19 protein-coding genes, 1 tRNA gene and 1 pseudogene are annotated in these 22,125 nt (G+C 68.5%); 7 read left to right on the forward strand and 14 right to left on the reverse strand.

The features are described from left to right. Positions 1 to 19 precede the first annotated feature (19 nt). The 3 genes from SI859A1_RS08065 to SI859A1_RS08075 all read left to right on the forward strand — a co-directional run bounded on the left by SI859A1_RS08065 (position 20) and on the right by SI859A1_RS08075 (position 1,379). Positions 20 to 640, forward strand: a complete 621-nt coding sequence (locus SI859A1_RS08065; protein ID WP_009209310.1) for a MerR family transcriptional regulator — start codon at positions 20 to 22, stop codon at positions 638 to 640. 158 nt (positions 641 to 798) lie between these two features. Next, positions 799 to 875 (forward strand) — tRNA-Pro (locus SI859A1_RS08070). A gap of 270 nt (positions 876 to 1,145) precedes the next feature. Beyond that, on the forward strand, positions 1,146 to 1,379 hold the full coding sequence (locus SI859A1_RS08075; protein ID WP_040325548.1) for a hypothetical protein: 234 nt from the start codon (positions 1,146 to 1,148) through the stop codon (positions 1,377 to 1,379). A gap of 190 nt (positions 1,380 to 1,569) precedes the next feature. On the opposite strand, the gene SI859A1_RS08080 is transcribed toward SI859A1_RS08075, so the two are convergent. Both SI859A1_RS08080 and SI859A1_RS08085 read right to left on the reverse strand, forming a co-directional pair. After that, positions 1,570 to 3,000 (reverse strand): phospholipase D-like domain-containing protein, encoded by a 1,431-nt coding sequence (locus SI859A1_RS08080; RefSeq protein ID WP_009209312.1) that lies wholly within the window; start codon positions 2,998 to 3,000, stop codon positions 1,570 to 1,572. Between the two features lie 121 nt (positions 3,001 to 3,121). Then, the gene (locus SI859A1_RS08085) at positions 3,122 to 4,045 is read right to left on the reverse strand and encodes an acetamidase/formamidase family protein (RefSeq protein ID WP_009209313.1); all 924 of its coding nucleotides are present in this window, start codon (positions 4,043 to 4,045) and stop codon (positions 3,122 to 3,124) included. Positions 4,046 to 4,272: 227 nt separating this feature from the next. Here SI859A1_RS08085 and SI859A1_RS08090 point away from each other — a divergent pair, with 227 nt between their 5' ends. Both SI859A1_RS08090 and SI859A1_RS08095 read left to right on the forward strand, forming a co-directional pair. Beyond that, positions 4,273 to 5,091, forward strand: a complete 819-nt coding sequence (locus SI859A1_RS08090) for a universal stress protein (RefSeq protein WP_009209314.1) — start codon at positions 4,273 to 4,275, stop codon at positions 5,089 to 5,091. Positions 5,092 to 5,226: 135 nt separating this feature from the next. Further along, positions 5,227 to 7,947, forward strand: coding sequence for a cation-translocating P-type ATPase (locus tag SI859A1_RS08095; RefSeq protein WP_050767483.1), 2,721 nt, complete (start codon positions 5,227 to 5,229; stop codon positions 7,945 to 7,947). A gap of 26 nt (positions 7,948 to 7,973) precedes the next feature. Here the strand turns inward: SI859A1_RS08095 and SI859A1_RS08100 are convergent, their stop codons facing one another. From SI859A1_RS08100 to SI859A1_RS22080, 7 genes and pseudogenes are all read right to left on the reverse strand, one after another. Next, positions 7,974 to 8,762, reverse strand: a complete 789-nt coding sequence (locus SI859A1_RS08100) for a carbon-nitrogen hydrolase family protein (protein ID WP_009209316.1) — start codon at positions 8,760 to 8,762, stop codon at positions 7,974 to 7,976. After that, a complete protein-coding gene (locus SI859A1_RS08105; RefSeq protein ID WP_009209317.1) occupies positions 8,759 to 9,565 on the reverse strand; it encodes an ABC transporter permease in 807 nt (268 codons plus the stop codon). The genes SI859A1_RS08100 and SI859A1_RS08105 overlap by 4 nt, the downstream gene beginning before the upstream one ends. Beyond that, positions 9,562 to 10,356, reverse strand: coding sequence for an ABC transporter permease (locus tag SI859A1_RS08110; protein WP_050767692.1), 795 nt, complete (start codon positions 10,354 to 10,356; stop codon positions 9,562 to 9,564). The genes SI859A1_RS08105 and SI859A1_RS08110 overlap by 4 nt, the downstream gene beginning before the upstream one ends. Before the next feature lie 68 nt (positions 10,357 to 10,424). Further along, positions 10,425 to 11,468 carry an ABC transporter ATP-binding protein gene (locus SI859A1_RS08115; protein ID WP_009209319.1) on the reverse strand — a complete coding sequence of 348 codons (1,044 nt, stop codon included), beginning with the start codon at positions 11,466 to 11,468 and terminating at the stop codon, positions 10,425 to 10,427. Between the two features lie 75 nt (positions 11,469 to 11,543). Then, entirely contained in the window at positions 11,544 to 12,632 is a 1,089-nt protein-coding gene (locus SI859A1_RS08120) for an ABC transporter substrate-binding protein (RefSeq protein WP_009209320.1), read from the reverse strand. 33 nt (positions 12,633 to 12,665) lie between these two features. Next, the gene (gene speB, locus SI859A1_RS22075; protein ID WP_420804766.1) at positions 12,666 to 13,727 is read right to left on the reverse strand and encodes an agmatinase; all 1,062 of its coding nucleotides are present in this window, start codon (positions 13,725 to 13,727) and stop codon (positions 12,666 to 12,668) included. A 69-nt stretch (positions 13,728 to 13,796) separates the two neighbouring features. Next, a pseudogene (locus SI859A1_RS22080) lies at positions 13,797 to 14,942 on the reverse strand (aminotransferase); the annotation flags it as partial. Positions 14,943 to 15,237: 295 nt separating this feature from the next. Between SI859A1_RS22080 and SI859A1_RS08130 the strand changes: the two are divergent. Both SI859A1_RS08130 and SI859A1_RS08135 read left to right on the forward strand, forming a co-directional pair. Then, positions 15,238 to 16,146, forward strand: a complete 909-nt coding sequence (locus tag SI859A1_RS08130) for a LysR family transcriptional regulator (RefSeq protein ID WP_040325550.1) — start codon at positions 15,238 to 15,240, stop codon at positions 16,144 to 16,146. Positions 16,147 to 16,305: 159 nt separating this feature from the next. Continuing rightward, positions 16,306 to 16,656: an RcnB family protein gene (locus SI859A1_RS08135; protein ID WP_040325553.1), complete on the forward strand. Its 351-nt coding sequence runs from the start codon at positions 16,306 to 16,308 to the stop codon at positions 16,654 to 16,656. Between the two features lie 12 nt (positions 16,657 to 16,668). Here the strand turns inward: SI859A1_RS08135 and SI859A1_RS08140 are convergent, their stop codons facing one another. The 5 genes from SI859A1_RS08140 to SI859A1_RS08160 all read right to left on the reverse strand — a co-directional run bounded on the left by SI859A1_RS08140 (position 16,669) and on the right by SI859A1_RS08160 (position 22,123). Continuing rightward, the gene (locus SI859A1_RS08140) at positions 16,669 to 17,505 is read right to left on the reverse strand and encodes a hormone-sensitive lipase (protein WP_009209323.1); all 837 of its coding nucleotides are present in this window, start codon (positions 17,503 to 17,505) and stop codon (positions 16,669 to 16,671) included. Between the two features lie 37 nt (positions 17,506 to 17,542). Continuing rightward, a complete protein-coding gene (locus tag SI859A1_RS08145; RefSeq protein ID WP_009209324.1) occupies positions 17,543 to 18,766 on the reverse strand; it encodes an acyl-CoA dehydrogenase in 1,224 nt (407 codons plus the stop codon). Positions 18,767 to 18,855: 89 nt separating this feature from the next. After that, positions 18,856 to 19,311, reverse strand: a complete 456-nt coding sequence (locus SI859A1_RS08150; RefSeq protein ID WP_009209325.1) for a RidA family protein — start codon at positions 19,309 to 19,311, stop codon at positions 18,856 to 18,858. Further along, positions 19,308 to 20,957 (reverse strand): AMP-binding protein, encoded by a 1,650-nt coding sequence (locus SI859A1_RS08155; RefSeq protein ID WP_009209326.1) that lies wholly within the window; start codon positions 20,955 to 20,957, stop codon positions 19,308 to 19,310. The genes SI859A1_RS08150 and SI859A1_RS08155 overlap by 4 nt, the downstream gene beginning before the upstream one ends. 11 nt (positions 20,958 to 20,968) lie before the next feature. Beyond that, positions 20,969 to 22,123, reverse strand: a complete 1,155-nt coding sequence (locus SI859A1_RS08160; RefSeq protein WP_040325555.1) for an acyl-CoA dehydrogenase family protein — start codon at positions 22,121 to 22,123, stop codon at positions 20,969 to 20,971. Positions 22,124 to 22,125: the final 2 nt, after the last annotated feature.

The following is a 22,125-nucleotide window of genomic DNA, read 5'->3' on the forward strand; positions in this document are numbered from 1 at the left end:
CGGCTCGACGATTGCGACCATGACCGACAAGAGCGCCGACGCCTTCCGGACCATCAGCGAGGTCGCCGACGAACTCGACCTGCCGCAGCATGTGCTGCGGTTCTGGGAAACCCGCTTCCAGCAGATCAAGCCGATGAAGCGTGGCGGGGGGCGGCGCTATTATCGGCCCGACGATGTCGAGCTGCTGCGCGGCATCCGCTACCTGCTTTACGTTAAGGGCTTCACCATCAAAGGCGTGCAGCGGATCCTCAGGGAGAACGGTCCGCGCTTCGTCGTTGCCATCGGGACCGGCGACATGGCCGCGTTGGCCCAGATCCAGGCGGGCCGGACCGGTCTGCCCGCTGCCGCCGCGCCCGCGGCCGAGGCGCCCCAGCCGCCGCTGCACGATCTCGATCTGATCGCCACCGAACCGCTGCCCGAGCCGCCGGCGGCCGAAGCCGCGCCGGCGCCCATGGCTGCGCCCGAACCGGAGATGCGGGAACCGGACGAGCCGGCCAGGCCGCGCGGCGGGTTCCTGAAGCGTTATCGCGAGCCAGCCGTAGAGGCCGGCGCCGGGCTTCCGGCCGAAAGCATCGCCGCCCTCGACGACGTGATTCTCGAACTTCTCGAGTGCAAGCGCCTGCTCGATCAGGTCCGCTGACCGGCCGGTACGGGCCGCCCCTTCCATAACCACCACCGCGTTGCCGCCGCTGCGTTCCGGGCCGCTCGCATGCGCAGCCGATCGACGTCAGACGATGGCGCTTTGGCGCCGATTTTCCTGTTGCACCGAAAGCGTCCGGCCTCTAGGAGTGACGCAGTCGGAGCGTAGCGCAGCCTGGTAGCGCACCTGAATGGGGTTCAGGGGGTCGGAGGTTCGAATCCTCTCGCTCCGACCAGCTTTTTCCCACCTGACATCGCAGCATGATTTCCGAGACGGACAGGGCCTGTCCGCTGCCGTATGCGGCGCGGCGCCCGAGCTTGTCCCGTTGCGCGTGGTCGTCGCCTGCACAGTCGCGCGTGCAGCCAACCCGTCCGTCATGGCCGGGCGTCGAGGCGTGGCCGGTCCGTCTGCGACGGCATGCGGCAATCTGCTCGCCGGTCGATCCGCAACCTATCGCGCCACGCACTGTTTCATCCCTTGAGTGGGAACACGAAGCGGAGCACGCATGGTCAAGAAAGTCAGTTCGACCGAGGCCCGGCAGGGAAGCAGGGGGCGTCCCGTCCTCCTGATCCTGGTTGCCGGTCTCTTCCTCATCGTGGTCGGTTATTTTATCGTCGGAGCGATCGGTTATTCGACGCAGCCCGATGGCGATACGCTGGAACCGGATTCCACCCGGACCACGTCCGAACAGACCGACAGCGTGGTGGTGTCACCGCAGGGTTCGCAGACCGCCGATTGACCGTTGCGGTCTGACGAACGCGGGAGCACCGTTCGCCGACCCCTCGGCTCAATCAGATCGTGAAGGGCTCAAACGTCCCGATATCTCTTTTCGAGGGCGCACCGCGTGGGCTTATCTGCCAGTCCCGCTCGTATCGTCGTTGCAGGCCGTGCCAAGCGAAGGCCGCAGGTCCGCCTCCCGATGGCGATCATCAGCCGAGCAGCTTGCGGAAGGTCCGTTTGAGCCGGCCGGGGCGCAGCGGGTCGGCGAGGTTGGATTCGGCCAGCATTTCCTCGTCCGGGCTCAGTTCGCGCATCGGCAACGGCACCAGGCGGCGACCGTTCGTGGCGCTGACCCTGTCGACGAGGGCGATCATCGATCCGCCGTCGGCAAGCGCGTCGCGCACCGCGTTCTCGGAGAGGTCGAGATGCTCGGCCAGAAGATCGTCCCGGATGTGGGCGATCCGTTTCGCGACCGCGGGATCGTCCTCGGATTCGATGACGAGATCGCACTCACTGTCATAGCCCATGGACCGGTTGTTGAGGTTGGCCGAGCCGATCTTCAACAGGCGGTCGTCGGCGATCATGATCTTGGCGTGGACGTAGATCGGCGTGCCGGCGGCGTTCACCGGATAGACCAGCCTGAAGCGGTCGTTGTGGTCGGCCTGGCGCACGATCTGCATCATGCGGATGCGCGAGGAATCCATGAACTCGGCTTCCAGCCAGCCATCGGCGGTGTCGGGATTGACCACGAGGATTTCCGGCCCGTCCGGTTCGGCCAGCCGTTCGGCGATCGCTTCCGCAATCCGGCGGGAGGCAAAATACTGGCTTTCGATATAGAGGCGCTGCCTGGCCGTCGCGATGGTCGCCAAGGTCGCGCGTTCGATCTCGGTCACCTGCGGACGTTCGAGATGCTCGGGCACCGTACGGCAGATCGAGACGTCGATATTCTCGAAATCCACCGTTACGTCGCTGGGCCAGATATCGAAGTCGCCGGCGAAGGGGCCGAGCATCTTGCCGGTCGCATGGGCCCAGCGGCTGCGGGCGAGATCCGAGAGCGCCTTGGCCGCCGGGCCCGTGACGCAGGTCGTCGCGTCGTGCCAGGGGCCGAGCGGCGCCTTGCGGGGCGACAGCCGGCCCGGGCTCGCCTCGGCGTGGTCGCGGGTGTCCCAGCGCCCGGTGGTCATGTCGATGCCGCCGCAGAAGGCCAGTGCCTCGTCGATGACGAGCAGTTTCATGTGATGCGTCGAGAGCGGCGGATGCACGCCGTCGAGCCGCATCTGCACCGGGCCCGACAGTTTCCAGCGCAGCAGGGTGAGGGGCGTCTCGCCGCGGCCGATCGAGTACATCATGCCGGTATCCCATTTGAGGATCCGGATATCGAGCTCGGGCCGGCGCTTGCCGAGCCATGTGAGGAAGGGGCCGACAGGGTTGGGACCGTCCAGCGTCTTGCCTTCCGGTTCCAGGTCGATACGCGCGTCGAAATCCCAGCCGATCAGGAGGATCGAATGCCGGGCCTGCAGCATGGCATCCTTGGCCGCCTTGAAGAAGTCGGCGGCGTCGATGATGACCGACAGTCTGTCGGCCCGTTCCCGGCGCCAGAACCAGTCGTCCGTCTGCTCGTCGAGCGCATGCGCGTTCATACAGTCTTCCAGTGGCGTTTCGTTGACGGGAACGAAGCTAGCAGCAGACCCGCGCACGGAAAGCCCGTCGCGCAACGATCTTGTCGCCGATCCTCCGAAACCTTCGGAAACGACGTGGCGGTCACGCGGTCGCGCCGGCCCGTTCGAGGTCCTCTTTCGCAACCCGGCAAGCGACGGAATAGGCCGGGTTGAAGACGTTGGCGACGTCGTAGCGGACCGTCTGGCCGAGGAAGTGGCTCGCCGTCACCGCGTCCATTGCGTAGTCGCGGGACAGCCAGTCCAGCATCTCCGTGGTGGCGTGCTGCAGCGCCTGGTCGAGGGGGCGGGCATTGCCGAGGGTGAAGATGCTCTCTGCATTCTCGCCACGTGGCCAGCCGATGGTGCGGCCCTTGTCGATCTCCACCGTAAAGGCGACCTCGAAGGAGGTCTCGATGCCGGTGCCGACGATCTCGCCGTCACCCTGGCAGGCATGACAATCGCCGAGAAAGAACAGGGCACCGGGCCTGAAGACCGGGAAGGACAGGGTCACGCCGGCCGTGATGCCGCGATAGTCCATGTTCCCGCCATGAGGACCGCTGGTGGCGGTGGAGATGGCCTGGCCGAGCGCCGGCGCGACGCCGCAGCAGCCGATCATCGGCGCCAGCGGCAACACCCAGTCGCGTAGCCGCGTCGGCGGATTCTCCAGCCGCACGGTGCCGGCATCCCTGTCGATGATCCATTCCACCCGCTCGCGCTCCGGCATTTGCGCGGCGCGTTGCGGATCGACGACGTTCGGCGCCAGGACGGAGAAGGTCCAGCCGCGGTCGCGGTTCGGCGCCATGCGCTCGATGGTGACGCGCAGCGTATCGCCCGGCTCGGCGCCTTCGACCAGAAAGGGACCGGTCATCGGGTTCGGCCGCGTGCCGACGATGGCGCCGGTGGCGTCGGCGCCCCAGGCGTCGAGCGTGTCGGTGACCACGGTGTCGCCCGGCGCGATGCTCAGCGCCGGCTCGTGCGGGCCCAGCGTGTTGTGGAAGCGTGTCGGCTGGAAACGGTGTTCGGCCACGGGACAACTCCGGTCATTCGCGTTCCCTCTGCCTATAGCCGCGGGGACGGGGGCCGGCCAATGCCGCCGGACGACAAAACGCCGGCGGGCCGCGGAATCTCGTCCGGACTCCGCGATCTGCCGACCCGGCCTTTGCCGATTTGCGCGAGGTCAAGGGTGCTCGTGCGGGGCCAAGCTACGGTCGGGCGAATGACGGCCCCGTCGCGGCCCAGCCAAGGGAGATTTCCATGTACCGGACGATACTGGTCTGCCTCGACAACAGCGAGCGCGCCGGCGCGATCCTGCGGACGGCGCTGACGATCGCCGAGCGGCAGGGCGCGCATCTGGTCGGCCTGCATGTCGTCCAGGACGTGGTGGTCAGCATCCCGACCGAGGTGTCGCTGGAATACATCGACCAGGCCCGGCAGGCCGCGCAGAGCGAGGCCGACGCCATTGCCGAGGTCTTCAAGACGGCGACCGCGGGCGCCGGCGTCTCGACCGAATGGCGTCGCGAGGAGCCCATGGCGGGCGATGCGGACACGGTCTGGACCCGGAATGCGCTCGTCGCCGATCTCGTCGTGGTGGGTCAGGCGGCCGGGGCGGCCGACGTGCCGCTGACCGATCTCCTGATCGAAACCGGGCGGCCGGTGCTGTTCGTGCCCTATGCCGGTGAATATGCGCAGGTGGGCAAGCAGCCGCTCGTCGCCTGGAACGGCAGCCGCGAATCGGCGGGCGCCGTGTTCGACGCGCTGCCGCTTCTGAAGGACGCGTCGCTGGTGCGGGTGCTCTGCATCGACCCCGACAAGGCGGGCGCCAGGGCCGGCCTGGCCCCGGCCGACGACATGGCGCTGGCGCTGGCACGGCACGACATCAGGGCCGAGGCGGCCCGTTCGCACAGCGGCGAGATTTCCGTCGGCGACGAGGTCCTGGCGCAACTCGTCGATCACGGCCACGATCTTCTGGTGATGGGCTGCTACGGCCATTCGCGGCTGCGCGAGATGCTGTTCGGCGGCGTCACCCGGCATATCCTGCAGCACATGACCGTGCCGGTTCTGATGTCGCGATAGGCCGATGACGCGCAAGGCGGTTTCGCCCGCCCGGGCGAACGGTGCGCCCGTGGTGCGGCAGGACATATCCTGCCGGCACGACCATCCCTCGCGCCTCCGGGCCGCGCAATGACTGCGAGCGATCCGATGAGCCCCATGAGCGCAGACCCGGAGCCGGGTCCGCTGCCGGCGGATGGATGGCACGCGCTCGACGCGGCCGCGACCTTCGGCAGGCTCGCCACGACCGCCGCCGGGCTTGGCGATGGCGAGGCGGCACGGCGACTGGCCCAGTACGGTCCGAACGCGCTGCCGGAGCCGCCGTCGCGCTCGCTGGCGCTGATCGTCCTCGGTCAGCTCAAGAGCCCGCTGATCTATCTGCTGCTCGCCGCCGCTTCCGTATCGCTTGTCCTTGCGGAGATCGACCAGGCGGTCTTCATCTTCATCGTCCTGGCCATCAACACCGCCATCGGCGCGGCGCAGGAATCGCGCGCGGAAGCCAATACCGCCGCGCTGCGCACGGCGATCACGACCGTCTGCCGCGTCTGGCGGCAGCGGACGGTGCGTCTGACGGACAGCAAGGCGCTTGTCCCCGGCGACGTGGTGATCCTGGAGGCCGGTGACCGGGTCCCGGCCGATCTGCGCCTCCTGTCCGCATCCGAACTCCAGGCCGACGAATCCGCGCTTACCGGGGAATCGCTGCCGGTGGCGAAGGCCGCCGGCGTGGCGCTGGCACCGGACACGCCCCTTGCCGAGCGGGCGACCATGCTGTTCGCCGGCTCGACGCTGCATCGCGGAGGCTGCCAGGCGGTGGTGATCGCCACCGGCACCCATACCGAGCTCGGACATATCGCAGGCTCGCTGCAGAACGCCTCGGCGCCGCCGCCGCTGACCGTCAAGCTCGATCGCTTCACCCGCATGCTCGGCCTCGTCGCGCTCGCCCTGGTGGCGGTCGTCGTGACCCAGCAGCTGAGTACGGGCGCATCGCTGCACGCGACCTTCTTCGTGGCGGTGGCGCTGGCTGTCTCGGTCATTCCCGAGGGACTACCGGTGGCCGTTACGGTGGCTTTGTCTGTGGCGACGCGCCGGATGGCCCGGCGCAACGTCATCGTGCGGCATCTGCCCGCCGTCGAGGGCCTGGGCGCCTGTACGGTTGTGGCAACCGACAAGACCGGCACGCTGACCCGCAACCAGCTGACGGCCAAGCGGCTGTGGTTGCCCGGGCACGGGGCCGTCGCGATCGAGGGCGCCGGCTTCGATCTGGGTGGCCGGCTGCTGCAGGAAGGTGTGCCGCTCGCCCCGCCGGCGCAGGAGGCGGCCCGGGACCTCGCCGCCGCGGCCGCGCTCTGCAACGACGCGGCCTTCGATCCGGACGGCGGCGCGGCGGGGCGCAGCGGCGACACCGTCGATCTGGCGTTTCTCGTTCTGGCGATGAAGACCGGGCTCGACGTTGCGGAGCTGCGCCACACAGCACGGCGGACGGCGGAATTGCCATTCTCGGCGGAGCGTAAATATGCTGCGAGCCTCGATGAACAGGACGGCGTCCTCCGCCTGCACGTCAAGGGAGCGGCGGAAGTGCTGGTGCCGCACTGCCTCGGCATCGATGTCGATGCGGTGCTGTCGCTCGCCGACGAGATGGCCGGGCAGGGCTATCGTGTCATGGCGGTTGCCGCCAGAACCCTCGGAGTGGACGAGGCCGCGGGTCGCCGGCCCAGAATGGACCGGGCACTGGAAGGGCTGACCCTTCTCGGTCTCGTCGGCTTCATCGACCCGTTGCGCACGGAAGCAAAGGCGGCCGTCGCCGATTGCCGTGGGGCCGGCGTCGCGGTGAAGATGATCACCGGCGATCATGCGGCCACGGCGCTGTCGATCGCCCGCGACCTCGGCATCGCAGCCCGGGCCGAGGAGGTGATGACCGGCCGCCAGCTGGACGATCCGGCGACGGGTACAGACGCGCGCATCGCGGCGACGTCCGTGTTCGCCCGCGTCGAGCCGAGCCACAAGGTGCGGATCGTCGAGGCCTTGCAACGCTGTGGCCATGTGGTGGCGATGACCGGCGACGGCGTCAACGACGCGCCGGCGCTGCACCGGGCCGATCTCGGCGTCGCGATGGGGCGCGACGGCACCGATGCGGCCCGCGACGCGGCCGATCTCGTTCTGACCGACGACAATTTCGCCTCGATCACCGCCGGCATCCAGGAGGGCCGCGCCGCCTACGCCAATATCCGCAAGGTGATCTATCTGGCGATCAGCACGGGCGCTGCCGAGGCGGTGTTCTTCCTGATGGCGCTGTTCACCGGCTTTCCGGTGCCGCTGACGGCGGTGCAACTGCTCTGGTTGAATCTCGTGACCAATGGCGGCCAGCATGTCGCCCTGGCGCTGGAGAAGCCGGAGCCGGGCCTCCTGTCGCGGCCGCCGCGGCGCACCGGCGAGGCGATCTTCGACGCCCTGATGATCCGCCAGACGGCCCTGTCGGGTGCGGTGATCGGGATCGTCGGCTATCTCGTCTTCGCCTGGGCGATCTCGGCAGGCTGGAGCGAGTTCGAGGCCCGCAACGTCCTTCTGTTCCTGATGGTCGCCTTCGAGAACGTGCATGTGATGAATTGCCGGTCGGAGACGATCTCGGCCTTCCGTGTGCCGTTGGCGAACAACTGGCCGCTGCTCGCCTCGATCGTCGCGGCGCAGGCGATCCACATCGGCGCTGCCTTCACGCCGGGCCTGCGCGACGTGCTCGATCTTGCGCCGATCCCCTGGGAGCAATGGGCGCTGCTGGCGCCGATGGCACTGTCGGTGCTGGTCGTCATGGAGATCGACAAGGCGCTGCGCGCCCGGCGGCAGCGGCGTCGGCCGGCCGGGACGGAACCGTTGACCGCAGGGTGACACGGGGCCGCGTCAGGGATGGTGCGTCAGCGACGGGGCGAGAGGCGAGCGCTGACTTCGGCGAGATAGGGGTTCTGGTCGCGGCTGGCGCCGTATGCGGCGGGGTCGAGCTCGGCAAGGATCGTCGCCGCGTCGCTTTCGCCGGCCGAGGCCAGCACCGAGCCGTCCGGGGCCGCGATCACCGACAGGCCCTGATAGGCAAAGCTGCCGTCGCTGCCGCAATGGTCGGCATAGACCACGAAGAGCTGGTTCTCGAAGGCGCGCACCGGCACGACGTTCTGTGCGATGAAGCGCGCGCCCTCGCTCCTGGGCAATGCCGTCGGCACGATGATCGCCTCGGCGCCTCGCAGCGCGAGGTCGCGGCACAGTTCGGGGAATTCCACGTCGAAGCAGACGAGCAGGCCGCAGCGTAAGCCGGCGATCTCTACGATGGGCGAGGGCGCATCTCCGGGCCGGAACAGGCCCTTCTCGTAGTCGCCATAGAGCATGCGCTTGGCGTAGAGGACCGGCGCACGGCCCGGTGCAATCAGCGCGGCGGCATTGTCGACGCCCTGAGCCATGCGGATCGCAAGCCCCATGGCGATGGCGATGCCGAGCCGGTCGGACGCATCCTGCCACTCGGCAAGGCCAGCGTCTGCGTCCTTCGCTGTGTCGGCGATCGTCTGGCCCGCGCCATAGCCGGTCGGCGCGAGCTCGGGCAGGACGGCGAGGTCGGCGCCGGCGGCGGCGGCGTCCTCGAGGCTGCGCAGGATCGCCGAGTGCCGGTCCGCCGCGCCGGTCATCGCGGCGTCCATCTGAATGACGGCGACCTTCACTTGCCGTCTCCGTTGGACCAGGCGCCCAGAAGGCGCGGCAGATCGCCGAAGCGGGCGACGAAGCCGAACACCACCACTGCCACGGCGACGAAGAGGATCGAGACCGAGGCCATGGTCGGCGTGTAGCCGTAGCGCAGGGCGTTGAAGATCTTGATCGGCACCGTCTCCAGGGTGAAGCCCACCGTCATGTAGGCGACGATGTACTCGTTCAGCGAGAGGACAAAGGCGAAGGCAAAGCCCGAGACGATGTAGGGGGCGATCATCGGCAGCACGATGGTCGTCAGGATGGTCCTGTCGTTGGCGCCCATGGAGCGCGCGGCCTCGGTCACCTCGCGGTCGATGGTCTGGAAGCCGAGCGAGATGGTCACCAGCGGCAGGCTGGTGAAGAAGATCGCGTGGGAAATGACCACCGTGTACCAGGCGCCGTAGCTGCCCATCGTCGCCCAGAAGGACAAAGCGCCGAGCGCGGTGATCACCGGCGGCAGGACGAAGGGCGAGACGCCGAGCAACTGCACCGCCCGGCCGATCGCCGTGACCCGGCGCCACAGAGCATAGGCGATCGGCAGGGCGATGAGGACGGCGATGGTCGCCGCGCCGAGGGCGATCAGCACCGAGGTGGTCAGCGCGCCGCGCCACCCGTCGTCGGCGAAGATCTGGCCGTACCAGGCGAGCGAAAAACCCTCGGGCGGGAAGGTCAGGCTGCGCTTCTCGTTGATCGAGACGCCAGCGATGACGACGATGGGCGCCGCCATGAACAGCCCGACGGCGGCGAAGAACAGGCGGGTGAGGAACGTGCCGATCATGCCGCGCGTCCCTTCCGGCCGAGCGTCGTGGTCAGCAGCACGAGCGACAGGCTGGTGACCACCAGGAACACCGCCATCGCCGCCGCGAACGGCATGTTCGACTGGTAGATCGCCTGGTCGGTGATCAGCACCGACAGGGTCCAGTGCTCCGGCCGGCCGAGGAGTTGCGGCAGGAGATAGGCGCCCAGAGCGAAGACGAAGACGATGATGAAAGTGGCGATCAGCGCCATCCGCAGCGCCGGCAGGATCACCGTGAAGAAGGCCCTGAGCGGCGAGGCGCCGAGGGTGCGGGCGGCTTCTGCCAGCGACGGGTCGAGCCGGGAGAAGGACGGGTAGAGCACCAGCACCGCATAGGGGAAGGCCTGGTAGGTCATGCCGGCGAGGACGGCGAAAAAGCCGGGCGTCCAGGCATCCGGGTTGTCCATCAGGCCGAGGGACACGAACAGGTTGGAGAGCCCGGCGGTGCGGCTGAGCAGCGTCGACCAGGAAAATCCGATGATCACCTCGGACAGGGACAGGACAGCCAGCATCGCCACCAGCCAGGGCACCTGCCACCTCCGGCGAAGTTTCGTCAGCAAATAGGTGAAGGGCGCGCCGACGATCAGGCAGAGGGCCGAGACCAGCGCCGACAGGCCGAGCGAGAAGACGAGAATCTTGCCGAAGAACAGGCTGAGGAAACGGGCATAGTTCGCCGTCGTCAGCACCGGCTGGTAGAAGCCGCCGGCGACACGCTCGAACAGCGAGACGGCGATCATCAGGCCGAAGGGCACGACGAAGAAGGCGAGCAGCATCAGCGCCGGAAAGATCAGCGGCGCCTGCTCGCGCCAGCCTCCGGCCTTCGTTCCGGGCGCGGCGGCGCTCACGCGGAGGCTCCGGCGGGGAAGACGACGATGGCGGCGGGATCGAGCGCCAGGGAGACGGCGTCGCCCACCATGAGATCGTTCCGGCCGGCGGCGCGCTGGGCGACGATGCGGCCGGCGGCGGTGGCGAGATACACCTCGACGGCCGAGCCCATGTCGCGGACGAACTCGACGGTGGCGGGCAGGGGCGCAGCGCCCTCGCGCTCGACGCTGACGTCCTCCGGCCGGATCGAGATTTGCGCCGTGGCTACGCCGGCCGGCAGCGTCAGCCCGGGGACCGGCGCATCGGCGATGGTGGCGCCGCCATCGGCGGCATGGGCGGTCAGGAGATTGGTCTGGCCGAGGAAGTCGGCGACGAAGGCGTTGGCGGGGCGCCGATAGATGTCGATCGGCCGGTCCATCTGCTGGATGCGGCCGCCCTTCATGACGACGATGGTGTCGGCCATGGTCATGGCTTCGCGCTGGTCGTGGGTGACGACGATGGTGGTGATGCCGAGCCGCTCCTGCAACTGGCGCAGTTCGACCTGCATGGCCTCCCGCAGCTTGGCGTCGAGGGCCGACAGGGGCTCGTCGAGAAGGAACAGCTTGGGCGAGACGGCGAGGGCCCGGGCGATGGCGACGCGCTGGCGCTGGCCGCCCGACAATTGCGCCACCGGCCGGTCGGCGACGCCGGGCAGGCGGACGAGATCGAGCAGTTCGACGACGCGGGCATCGCGCTCGGCGCGGGGGCGACCGCGGATCTTCAGGGGATAGGCGATGTTCTCGCCGACGCTCAGATGCGGAAACAGCGCCAGCGACTGGAACACCATGCCGAAATCGCGGCGGTGGACCGGACGGTCGTTGATGGTCTCGTCGTTGAAGCGGATGGTGCCGGCGGTCGGGGTTTCGAGGCCGGCGATCATCCGCATCAAGGTGGTCTTGCCGCAGCCCGACGGCCCGAGCAGGCAGACGAAGCTGCCGGCCGGCACGTCGAGGACGGCGTCATCGACGGCGAGGACCGAGCCGTAGCGCTTGGTGACGTTGGCAAGTTCGAGTGCGCTCATCGGCCTGGACGTTTCCTGGTTCTGGTGTCCGGCCGCCCCTGACGAGGCGGCCGGTGGAATGGGCGGGCGTCGAGCTCAGCCGACGATGAGTTCGGTCCACTTCTGGTTCAGCCAGTCGGACTTCTCGACATAGAGATCATAGCGCGGAACGATCGGGTCGATCTCGGAGGAGACCGCCGCGAATTCCTCGTCGGTCAGATCGAGAAGGTCGCGCTTGATCACCGGGGCCGTGCCGACCTTGCGGGCGAGCAGGCTCTGGACGTCCGGCTGGGTCATGTAGTCGATGAACTCGTGGGCGATTTCGCCCTTCTCGGAGGCCTTGGAGATCGCCCAGCAGCCCGAGTCGGAAATGCCACCTTCCTTCGGGAAGGTCGAGCGGACCGGGAAGCCGTCGGCCGCGGCAAGGCCCGTAACGTCGTGGTAGTACTGGCCCATCGGGATCTCGCCGGATTTCAGCGCCTGCTCGAACTGGGCTTCGTCGCGGTACCAGAGCTGGACGTTCGGCTTCACCTCGGCGAGCTTGTCCATCACCTTCAGGATGCCCTCCTCGGTGTCGAGCACGTCGGTGCCGCCGAAGAAGGTCTTGGCGGTGACTTCCAGAAGGAACGAGTTGGAGACGAGGGCGAGAAGGCCGAGCTTCTCCTTGTTGGCCGGGTCCCACAGGGCCGCCCAGCTTTCCGGCGCCTCCGGATAGGTGTCGGTGTTGGTGACGAGGTTGATGTACCAGGCCACGGCACCGACGCCGGCGACGCGGCCGTCGGGATAGTTCACCACGAAGGGCGGCAGGACGTCGCCGGAGTTGGCAATCTTGTCCATGTCCAGCGGCTGCCAGAGCTCGGTCGCGAGGCCCTTGCGCATGGCGACCTGGGACATCATCGACACGTCGGCCGGGGCGACACCGGCGCGGGCGGCCTGCTCGAGCTGCACCAGCCAGGCTTCGCCGGTCGGCTCGGCGACGCTCTCGACGGCAATGCCGGTGGCTTCGGTGAAGGCCGGGAAGACGTTCTTGTCGAAGGAATCCTTGAAGTAGCCGCCATAGACGCCGACCTTCAGGCTCTTCTCCTGAGCCCTGAGGATCGACGGCATGGCCAGCGTGGCGCCCGCGGCGCCGGCTGCGGCGAGCAGATGCCGCCGGTTCAGGATGAGCGGGGACTTCCGGGTCATGACTTCATCTCCTTGGTTGCAACGTGACTTCGATCAGCGGGCGGCGCCGGAACGGTCCGGCGTGAAATCCAGAAGGCTCAGAAGCTCGAACAGCATCTGCGCGCCGGCATGGGCGGTGTTGGTGGTGGCGTCGTATTGCGGTGCGACCTCGACCACGTCGCCGCCGATCATGTTGATCCCGGCGAGGCCGCGCAGGATCATCTGCACCTCGCGGGTCGTCAGGCCGCCGATCTCCGGCGTGCCGGTGCCGGGGGCGAAGGCCGGATCGAGGCTGTCGATGTCGAAGGAGACATAGACCGGACCGTCGCCGACGACGGCACGGGCCCTGGCGATCACCGCGTCGAGGCCGAGGCCGGGGATCTCCTCGGCGTGGATGACGGTCATGCCGGATTCGAAGGAGAACTCCCACAGATATTCCGAGGCGCCGCGAATGCCGATCTGGATGGTCCGCTCGGGGTCGAGCACGCCGTCCAGCACCGCCTGCCGGAACGGGCCGCCATGGTGGAACTTGCAGCCGTCGAAGGGCCCGGACGTGTCGCAATGGGCGTCGATATGGATCATGCCGACCGGACGGTCGGCGCCCAGCGCCCGCAGGATCGGCAGGGTGATCGAATGGTCGCCGCCGACGAAAAGCGGCAGGACGCCGGCGCCTGCGATCGTCGCGGCGGTCCGCTCGATATCCTCGTGCGAGGTGGCGAGATCGAAGCGGCTGCGGAACGGCACGTCGCCGATGTCGGCAACCTTGAGGCTGGCCGTCGGCATGGTCTTGAGGACGTGATTGTAGGGGCCGACGCGCTCCATGGTGCGCAAGGCGCGCGGGCCGAAGCGCGAGCCGTTGCGGTTGGTGACGCCGAGATCCATCGGCACGCCGATCATCGCGACGTCGAGGTTCGAGAGGTCCGGCGCGGCCCAGTCGATGGCGCGATGGGGGGCGTCGAGCAGGGTCGGCACGCCGGCATAGGGGGCGACGCGGGTGCCCTTGGGGTCGAAGAGCTGGACGGCGACGGCCGCGAAGCCCTTGTCGTAGATGACCCGCTCGTTGTCGCCGGCGAAGCGCTGCCGCAGCGCTTCCAGTTTGCCGCTATCCATGAAGATTCCTCGCTGGACGGTCTGGTTCGTTGGTAAAAAGGCGCCGGCGGACAGGCCGAGGCCGATCCGGCGCTCCATCTCGCGGATGCCCTCCGCATCCACATTGGCGAAGGCGATCCGCAGATGCCGGTCCTGGCCGGGGCCGAAGAAGCTGCCGGGCAGGACGAGCACCCCGAGTTCGCGCGTCAGCGCCTCGGCGACCGCCTCGGCCGGCCGGTCCGCGAAGGGATGGCGCACATAGGCGAAATAGGCGCCGATCTGGTCGAGCTCCCAACCGGGCAGGCTTGCGAAGGCGGCGCGGAAGACATCGGCCCGCTGTGCGATCTCGTCGCGGTTCGCGTCGCGCCAGTCGGCAAGCTCTTCGATGGCCCAGGGCAGCGCCGCCTGAGCCGGGCGGGGCGCGCAGATCTGGATGCAGTCGATGACCTTCTCCAGCTCGGCGATCGTCGCCTCGCCGGCGATCATTGCGCCCACCCGGTGGCCGGGAATGGCGTAGGATTTGGAGAAGGAGTAGAGCGCAATCAGGTTTTCGCGCGCCTCTGCATTCGCGAAGAGCCCGTGCGGCTTGCCCAGCACCGGGTCGAGAAAGTCGCGGTAGGTCTCGTCGAGGACGAGATACATCCCGCGCGCCACGCAGACTTCCAGGAGTTCGGCGAGGCGTTCCGGCGGATAAACCGCGCCGGTCGGATTGTTCGGGCTGACCAGCACCAGCGCCCGGCAGCGCGGGTCGAGCACCGCCTCCAGCCCGGCGACGGAGGGCAGGAAGCCGTCGGCCGCCTCGGTCGGCAGGGGACGCGCCTCGATGCCGAGCATCTCCAGCGTCATCTTGTGATTGAAATACCAGGGGGCCGGCAGCACGACCACGTCGCCGACGCGCGCGACGGTCAGCATGGCGGCGAAGAAGGCCTGGTTGCAGCCGCTGGTGATGGCGACGCGGCCCGCCGCGACGGGCGTGTCGTAGCGCGTGGCGACATGGCCGGCATAGGCCTCGTGCAACGCGCGGTCGCCGAGAATGTCGCCGTAGCGGGCACCCGCGGCGGAGGCGGCGGCTTCGGCCAGGCGCTTAGCAAAGCCGGCCGGCGGGGCATGGTTCGGAACGGCCTGGCTGCAGTCGATCAGCGGACCGTGCCGACCGTCATAGGCGGCGATCCAGCGGCCGGCGCGCGCGATGGGCGGCACCGAGACGGCAGTCAGCAGCGGATTGGGCAGCGGCGCGGTCACCGGCAATCCGGACGGGTGTTGGCAGGCCGGGACATGCGGCCCGTGCAGGGCGCAGCCTCGGCGGGGTTCTGCAGGAAGCTCGACAGGCCTCTCACCGGGAAATCGCAGCCTCCGAACGGATCATGGATACTCTCTCCCACCGCCCGCTCACCCGACGATGATAGCGACCGGCTGCTTGCGGATTGCTCAAACCGGGCCTGTGCCCTTTTCCTCATCATGTGCTGCGCTGGACGCATGGTGGAATATCGGCCTATCAATTCAAACATTGAAAAACGTCAAAGTGGTGCGGTCGCTCATGCGCGTTTCCGGAAGTGATCTTCGCCTGCTGCAGGTCTTCGACGCAGTGGTGCGGCATGGCGGATTCGCGGCCGCGGCGGTGGATCTGAATGTCAGCCAGTCCACCATCTCCAACCACATGACGGCGCTGGAGGAGCGGCTGGGCTTTGTCCTGTGCCAGCGCGGCCGCGGCGGTTTCCACATGACCGAGAAGGGCCGCGCGGTCTGGGAGGCCGGACGCCAGCTCGAAAAGGCGCTCCAGGACTTTTCCACCGACGTCGCCTCGGTGCGGGGCGAGCTGCGCGGCGAATTGCGGATCGGCATTCTCGACGCGGTGGTTTCCGATCCGGCCAACCGCCTGGCCGACGTCATCGCCGCCTATGGCCGGATCGCGCCGCATGTCCGGCTGGTGATCGCGCAGGAGCGGCCGCAGGATTTGCAGCAGAAGGTGCTGGACGGGCTCTATCACTGCGCCATCGGCAGCTATCGCAACCGGATCGACGGCATCGTCTACGACCGGCTGCATGACGAGCGCCACAGCCTCTATTGCGGGCGCCTGCACGAGGCGTTCGACGCGGACGATGCCGAGCTGACCGATGCGCGTCTTGCGGCCATGCCCTTCGTTCACCGTGGCTACTGGCGGGACGAGGACACGCTGCGCCAGCTCGACTGGCGCATCGAGGCGACGGTCTTCCAGATCGAGCCGCAGCTGATCCTGATCCAGTCCGGCCGCTATATCGGCCTCCTGCCGAACCATTACGCGGCCGAGGGGGTGGCCGCCGGCACGCTGCGGGCGATCCGGCCGGAGGAGATCGGCTATACCTGCGAGTTCGAATTGTTCTCGCCGCGCAACCGCCGGCCGAGCGATGTCGCCGCCGCGTTCATCGAGACGGTCCGCACGGTGTGGCCGTCGGCGCAGGACGCCTGACGCGTTCGGCCTCCGCTCTGCGTGGAGGCGCCGCGGGGCGGTCGCGGCGATGCTCCGTGCTTCAACCATGACTGCGGTTACACTTCGTAACATGTTGGTTCATATACGGTTCATGTGCCGGAGCCTACCGTCCTCTCACCACCAACGAGGACACACAACATGTTCAAGCGCACACTCATCGCCATCGCAGCCGTCTCCATGCTGGCCGCTCCGATGGCCCAAGCCCAGGCTCAGAGCCGGCACGACCACAACCGTCCCAGCGCTCAGCAGAGCCAGTCCCGCGACCACGGCGCACAGCGTCATCGGGCGCAGCGCCCGACCGCTACACGGGCCAAGTTCCGGTCCGGCCAGCGTTACGGCAACTGGAAGCGTCACCCGCACGTCCAGGATTTCCGCCGGCACGGCCTGCGCGCGCCCGGCCGGGGGCAGAACTGGATCAAGGTCGACAACCAGTATCTGCTGATCTCCGCGGCCACCGGGCTGATCCTCGGCCTCGCCGCCGCCCGCTAAGCCGGATGCCTGTCACCCCGCCAGCAGCGCGACCGCGTCGCTGGCGGGGTCTTCCAACGCATCGATGACGTCGAAATGGTGCCGCCCCGGCGCTTCGATCGCCGCGGTGCGCAGGCCGAGCCCTCGCCAGGCGCTGGCAAGCAGCGTGTTCTGCCTGCGGAATTCGGGCAGTTCGTCCCCGCCGACGAGGCAGGTGAGGGTGGCCTCGCCTTGCGGTTCGAGCAGGGCCGGGCTTTCGGCACGCGCTTCGGCGAGATCGAGGGCCAGGATCTCGTTCATCTGCGTCTTCAGGAGCGGACGCAGATCGTGAACGCCGCTAATCGAGAGAACCCGGTCGATCCGGGCAATCGTCGCTTCGCAGAGCGGCGAATCCGTGCAGATCATCCGCGTCACCAGATGGCCGCCGGCCGAATGGCCGGACAGGCGGATCGGGCCGAAAACCTCCGCGGCGACCGCGTCGAGGAACTGCCCGACGTGACGGGTGATCTCCGCGATGCGAACCGTCGGGCACAGCGGATAGGACGGCATGGCGACGGCAAAGCCGCGCGCCAGCGCGCCGGCCGCCAGATGCGACCATTCGGACCGGCCGAACGCCTTCCAGTAGCCGCCATGGACATAGACGGCGAGACCTGCGGGCGTGCTTTCGGGCAGGAAGAGATCATAGGCCGCCCGTTCGCCGTCGCCATAGGGGCAGACGAGGTGGGCGCGACCGGCCACTTCCAGCTCCTGTCGGAAGGCGGCTGCCCGTTCGCGCCAGCGCGGCGGATAGGTCTCGGCCCCGGCAATCGCGCCGGCATTGCCATAGGCCGTGTCGAAATCCGTGATCGCCGCGTCCACCATCTGGCTCATGCCTCGTCGTCCCTTGTCTCGTTCTCTGCGGCGCGGCTCAGAAGAAGGCCTGGAGGCCGGTCTGGGCCTTGCCGAGGATCAGCGCATGGACGTCGTGCGTGCCCTCGTAGGTGTTGACGGTCTCCAGGTTCTGGGCGTGGCGCATGACGTGGTACTCGCCCATGATGCCGTTGCCGCCATGCATGTCGCGGGCGGTGCGGGCGATGTCCAGCGCCTTGCCGCAGTTGTTGCGCTTGATGAGGCTGATCATCTCCGGCGCCATGGCCCCCTCGTCGAACAGGCGGCCGACCCTGAGCGAGCCCTGCAGGCCCAGCGCGATCTCGGTCTGCATGTCGGCGAGCTTCTTCTGGACGAGCTGGGTCTGGGCCAGCGGGCGGCCGAACTGGGTGCGCTCCATCGTGTAGTCGCGCGCCCGCTTCCAGCAATCCTCGGCCGCCCCCATGGCGCCCCAGGAAATGCCGTAGCGGGCCCGGTTCAGGCAGCCGAAGGGGCCGCCGAGCCCCGACACGTTCGGCAGCAGTGCATCTTCGCCCACCTCGACGCCGTCCATGACGATCTCGCCGGTGATCGAGGCGCGCAAGGACAGCTTGCCCTCGATCTTGGGCGCCGACAGGCCCTTCATGCCCTTGTCGAGAATGAAACCGCGGATCTTGTTGTCGTGGGCGGCGGACTTCGCCCAGACGACGAAGACGTCGGCGATGGGCGAGTTGGAGATCCACATCTTGGCGCCCGACAGGCGGTAGCCGCCGTCGATCTTCTCGGCCCTTGTGGTCATGCCGCCGGGATCGGAGCCGGCATCGGGCTCGGTCAGGCCGAAGCAGCCGACATATTCACCGGTGGCGAGCCTGGGCAGGTACTTTCGGCGCTGGGCCTCGTCGCCATAGGCGAAGATCGGATACATCACCAAAGAGGACTGGACGCTCATCATCGAGCGATAGCCCGAATCCACCGCCTCGACGGCGCGGGCGACAAGCCCGTAGGAGACGTAGGACGCGCCGGCGCAGCCATAATCCTCGGGCAGGGTCAGGCCGAGCAGGCCGAGCTCGCCCATCTCGTTGAAGATCGCGCGGTCGGTGGTCTCGTTGCGATAGGCCTCGACGATGCGCGGCCGCAGCTTCTCCTCGGCATAGGAGCGGGCGGTCTCGAAGATCAGCCGCTCGTCCTCGGACAGCTGGTCCTCGAGCCGGAACGGATCGGCCCAGTCGAAACCGGCGGACGGGGACGCAGACGGCGAAGGCGCGGCGGCCGAAGCGTTGGACATGGCGGGATTCCTGTCGTGGTGGCGCGGCACGGGGCCGGGATCTGTCTGGATGTGAGGGGCGCAGGCCGTCCGAGTCGGATCCGCGCGGCCTATTCGGGCACGATGGCGGTGGCCTCGATCTCGACCAGCGCCTCGGGCTCAACGAGGTCGGAAACCTCGACCAGGGCCATGGCCGGATAATGCCGGCCGAGGACGCGGCGATAGGCGGCGCCAAGTTCGGCCGTCGAGGCGCGGTAGGTGGCGATGCTGCGCACATACCAGGTAAGGCGGGCGATATGCTCCGGCCCGCCGCCGGCTTCGGCGACCACGGCGAGGACATTGCGAAGGGTCTGTTCGACCTGCGGGATGAAGCCGTCGGCAAAGGTCTCGGTCTCGTCCCAGCCGATCAGGCCGCCGGTGAGCACCAGCCGGCCGCGACCGGCCATGCCGTTGGCGTAGCCGCGGGGCTTCTTCCATCCCGGCGGCTGCAGGGTATCGAGCGCGGCGTCTTCTGCGGCTTCGGACGAACGTGTCGGACTGGCGCCGATCTGCTGGTTGATGTTCACGCGTTCACTCCCTGGGTCGCGTCCTCGGCTTCGGCCTCCGCCTGCTGGCGCAATGCAAAGCGCTGCAGTTTTCCCGAACCGGTCTTGGGCAAGGCGTCCACGAAGACCACCGAGCGTGGGTATTTGTAGGGCGCGAGCTCGCGCTTCACATGGTCCTGCAGTTCCCTGGCGAGATCGGGCCCGGCCGCCGACGGGTTGGTGAGGACGATGAAGGCCTTGACGATGCGGCCGCGCTCGGGGTCCGGGGCGCCGACGACTCCGACCTCCAGCACCAGCGGATGGGCCAGAAGCGCCGCCTCCACCTCGGGGCCGGCGATGTTGTAGCCGGCCGAGACGATCATGTCGTCGTTGCGGGCCTGGAACCAGAAATAGCCGTCCTCGTCCTCGACATAGGTGTCGCCGGTGATGTTCCAGCCATTCTCGACATAGACGGCCTGGCGCCGGTCGGCGAGATAGCGGCAGCCGATCGGGCCGCGCACCGCGAGGCGCCCTGCGGTTCCGGCGGGCTGCGGCCTACCGGCGGCATCGACGATGCGGGCCTCGTAGCCGGGCACGGGCTTGCCGGTGGCGCCGGGGCGGATCGCTTCCTGCGGCGCGGCGATGAAGATGTGCAGCATCTCGGTCGCGCCGATGCCGTCCATCAGCTTCAGGCCGGTGGCCTCCAGCCAGGCGTCGAAGGTCGGGCGCGGCAGGGTCTCGCCGGCGGAGACGCATTTCTTCAGGGACGAGAGGTCGTTTTCGTCGATCTTCGCCAGCATGGCGCGATAGGCGGTGGGGGCGGTGAAGCAGACCGTCGCGCCGTATTCGCCGATGGCGGCGGCAAGGTCCGGCGGGCCAGCGCGTTCGAGCAGCACCGTCGAGGCGCCGATCCGGAACGGGAACAGGACGAGCCCGCCGAGGCCGAAGGTGAAGGCCAGCGGCGGCGAGCCGATGAAGACGTCGTCGGCATCGGCGCGCAGCACGTCGCGGGCATAGCAGTCGCAGATGACCAGAAGGTCGCGGTGATAGTGAACCGTCGCCTTGGGCAGGCCGGTCGTTCCCGAGGTGAACCCCAGCAGGCAGGGATCGTCGGCGCACGAGGCCACGGCCTCGAAGCGGCCCGACGCGCCTGCCATCAGCGCGCCGAGATCACCGCCGGCAAGACCTTCCCAGGTGACGATCCGGACCGGCCGGGCGGCGGCATTCGCGGCCTTGCCCATCTCGTCGACCAGGGCCGCGTCGCACAAGGCGAGCCCGATCTCGGCCTTGTCGAGGATCTGCACGAGTTCCCGAGCCCGCAGCAGCGGCATGGTGGCGACGACGATGCCGCCGGCCTTGATGACCGCCATGTAGAGCGCGACCAGGGTCGGGTTGTTGGCCGAACGCAGGAGAACTCGGCCGCCGGGCACGAGACCGAGTTCGCCGGTCAGGACATTGGCCATCCGGTCGATCGTCCGGGCGAGTTCGGCATAGGTCCAGCGCACGCCCGGCGCGCGGATGGCGAGCCGCTCGCCGCGACCTTCGGCGACATGGCGGTCGACGAGTTCGGCGGCGGCGTTGAGCTGCTCGGGATAGCCGAGCCGGTCGAGATTGATGAAGTCCGGCTGCTCGGCCGCGGGCGGCAGGTTGTCCAGAACGAAGGTGTCGACATGGCAGGAGGCGGGCATGGGCGAACTCCTCAGGCGGCTTGCGACAGCAATTGGCGGGCGATGATGAGCTTCTGGACTTCGGTCGCGCCCTCGTAGATGCGCAGGGCGCGGATCTCGCGGTACAGCGTCTCGGGCACGGAGCCGGAGCGCACGCCTTCGCCGCCATGGAGCTGGACGGCGCGGTCGATGACGCCTTGGGCGTTTTCGGTGGCGACCATCTTGGCCATGGCCGCTTCGCGGGTGATGCGGGGCGCGCCGCTGTCGCGGGTCCAGGCCGCGCGGTAGACGAGGAGGGCGGCGCTGTCGATCGCCGTCGCCATTTCGGCAAGGGCCGTCTGGGTGAGCTGCATGTCGGCCAGAGGCGCGCCGAACAGCTTGCGCGAGCGGGCGCGCTCCAGCGTCACGTCGAGGGCACGGCGCGCAAAGCCGAGGGCGGCGGCACCCACCGTCGTGCGGAAGACGTCGAGCGTCGCCATGGCGATCCTGAAGCCCGCGCCGGGCTCTCCGATGCGGTTCGATGCCGGCACCCGGCAATCGTCGAAGCGGAGGCGGGCGAGCGGATGCGGCGCGATGGTCTCGAGCCGCTCGGCGATGGTCAGGCCCGGCGTGGCGGCCGGCACGCAGAAAGCCGAAAGGCCCTTGGCGCCGGGCGCCTCGCCGGTGCGGGCAAAGACGACGTAATGGTCGGCGATGCCGCCATTGGAGATCCAGGTCTTCTCGCCGTCGAGGCGCACCATGTCGTTGCCGACCGGGGTTGCGGCGAGCGCAATCTCGGCGACGTCGGAGCCGGCTTCCGGCTCGGTCAGCGCGAAGGCGGCAATCGCCGTGCCGTCGCGCACGCCGGGCAGCACGGAGGCTTTCTGGGCGTCGCTGCCGTAGAGCGTCAGGGCGCCGGTGCCGAGGCCCTGCATGGCGAAGGCGAAGTCGGCGAGGCCGTCGAAACGGGCGAAGGTCTCGCGCAGGATGCACAGGCTGCGCACGTCGAAGCGACCGTCCTGCGGCGCGGCATAGGCGAGGAAACCGGCCTTGCCCATGGCCGCGACGAGCCGCCGGCAAGTCCCGTCGACATCGTGGTGATCGACGAGGCCGGCGACGTTGGCGGCAGCCCAGTCCTCGGCCTTGCGGGCGAGGTCGCGGTGGCTCTGTTCGAAGAACGGCCAGTCGAGGAAGCTGCGGTCGGCCATCG

Origin of the sequence: Aurantimonas manganoxydans SI85-9A1, assembly GCF_000153465.1 — a bacterium.
Classification (GTDB): domain Bacteria; phylum Pseudomonadota; class Alphaproteobacteria; order Rhizobiales; family Rhizobiaceae; genus Aurantimonas; species Aurantimonas manganoxydans.

Coding starts and splice junctions, on each gene's coding strand:
- SI859A1_RS08130 (WP_040325550.1), top strand. CDS start 15,238: ATGCGCGTTTCCGGAAGTGATCTTCGCCTGCTGCAGGTCTTCGACGCA.
- SI859A1_RS08075 (WP_040325548.1), top strand. CDS start 1,146: ATGGTCAAGAAAGTCAGTTCGACCGAGGCCCGGCAGGGAAGCAGGGGG.
- SI859A1_RS08110 (WP_050767692.1), bottom strand. CDS start 10,356: ATGCTGCTCGCCTTCTTCGTCGTGCCCTTCGGCCTGATGATCGCCGTC.
- SI859A1_RS08080 (WP_009209312.1), bottom strand. CDS start 3,000: ATGAACGCGCATGCGCTCGACGAGCAGACGGACGACTGGTTCTGGCGC.
- SI859A1_RS08095 (WP_050767483.1), top strand. CDS start 5,227: ATGAGCGCAGACCCGGAGCCGGGTCCGCTGCCGGCGGATGGATGGCAC.
- SI859A1_RS08090 (WP_009209314.1), top strand. CDS start 4,273: ATGTACCGGACGATACTGGTCTGCCTCGACAACAGCGAGCGCGCCGGC.
- SI859A1_RS08120 (WP_009209320.1), bottom strand. CDS start 12,632: ATGACCCGGAAGTCCCCGCTCATCCTGAACCGGCGGCATCTGCTCGCC.
- SI859A1_RS08065 (WP_009209310.1), top strand. CDS start 20: ATGACCGACAAGAGCGCCGACGCCTTCCGGACCATCAGCGAGGTCGCC.
- SI859A1_RS08140 (WP_009209323.1), bottom strand. CDS start 17,505: ATGAGCCAGATGGTGGACGCGGCGATCACGGATTTCGACACGGCCTAT.
- SI859A1_RS08105 (WP_009209317.1), bottom strand. CDS start 9,565: ATGATCGGCACGTTCCTCACCCGCCTGTTCTTCGCCGCCGTCGGGCTG.
- SI859A1_RS08135 (WP_040325553.1), top strand. CDS start 16,306: ATGTTCAAGCGCACACTCATCGCCATCGCAGCCGTCTCCATGCTGGCC.
- SI859A1_RS08155 (WP_009209326.1), bottom strand. CDS start 20,957: ATGCCCGCCTCCTGCCATGTCGACACCTTCGTTCTGGACAACCTGCCG.
- SI859A1_RS08145 (WP_009209324.1), bottom strand. CDS start 18,766: ATGTCCAACGCTTCGGCCGCCGCGCCTTCGCCGTCTGCGTCCCCGTCC.
- SI859A1_RS08160 (WP_040325555.1), bottom strand. CDS start 22,123: ATGGCCGACCGCAGCTTCCTCGACTGGCCGTTCTTCGAACAGAGCCAC.
- SI859A1_RS08115 (WP_009209319.1), bottom strand. CDS start 11,468: ATGAGCGCACTCGAACTTGCCAACGTCACCAAGCGCTACGGCTCGGTC.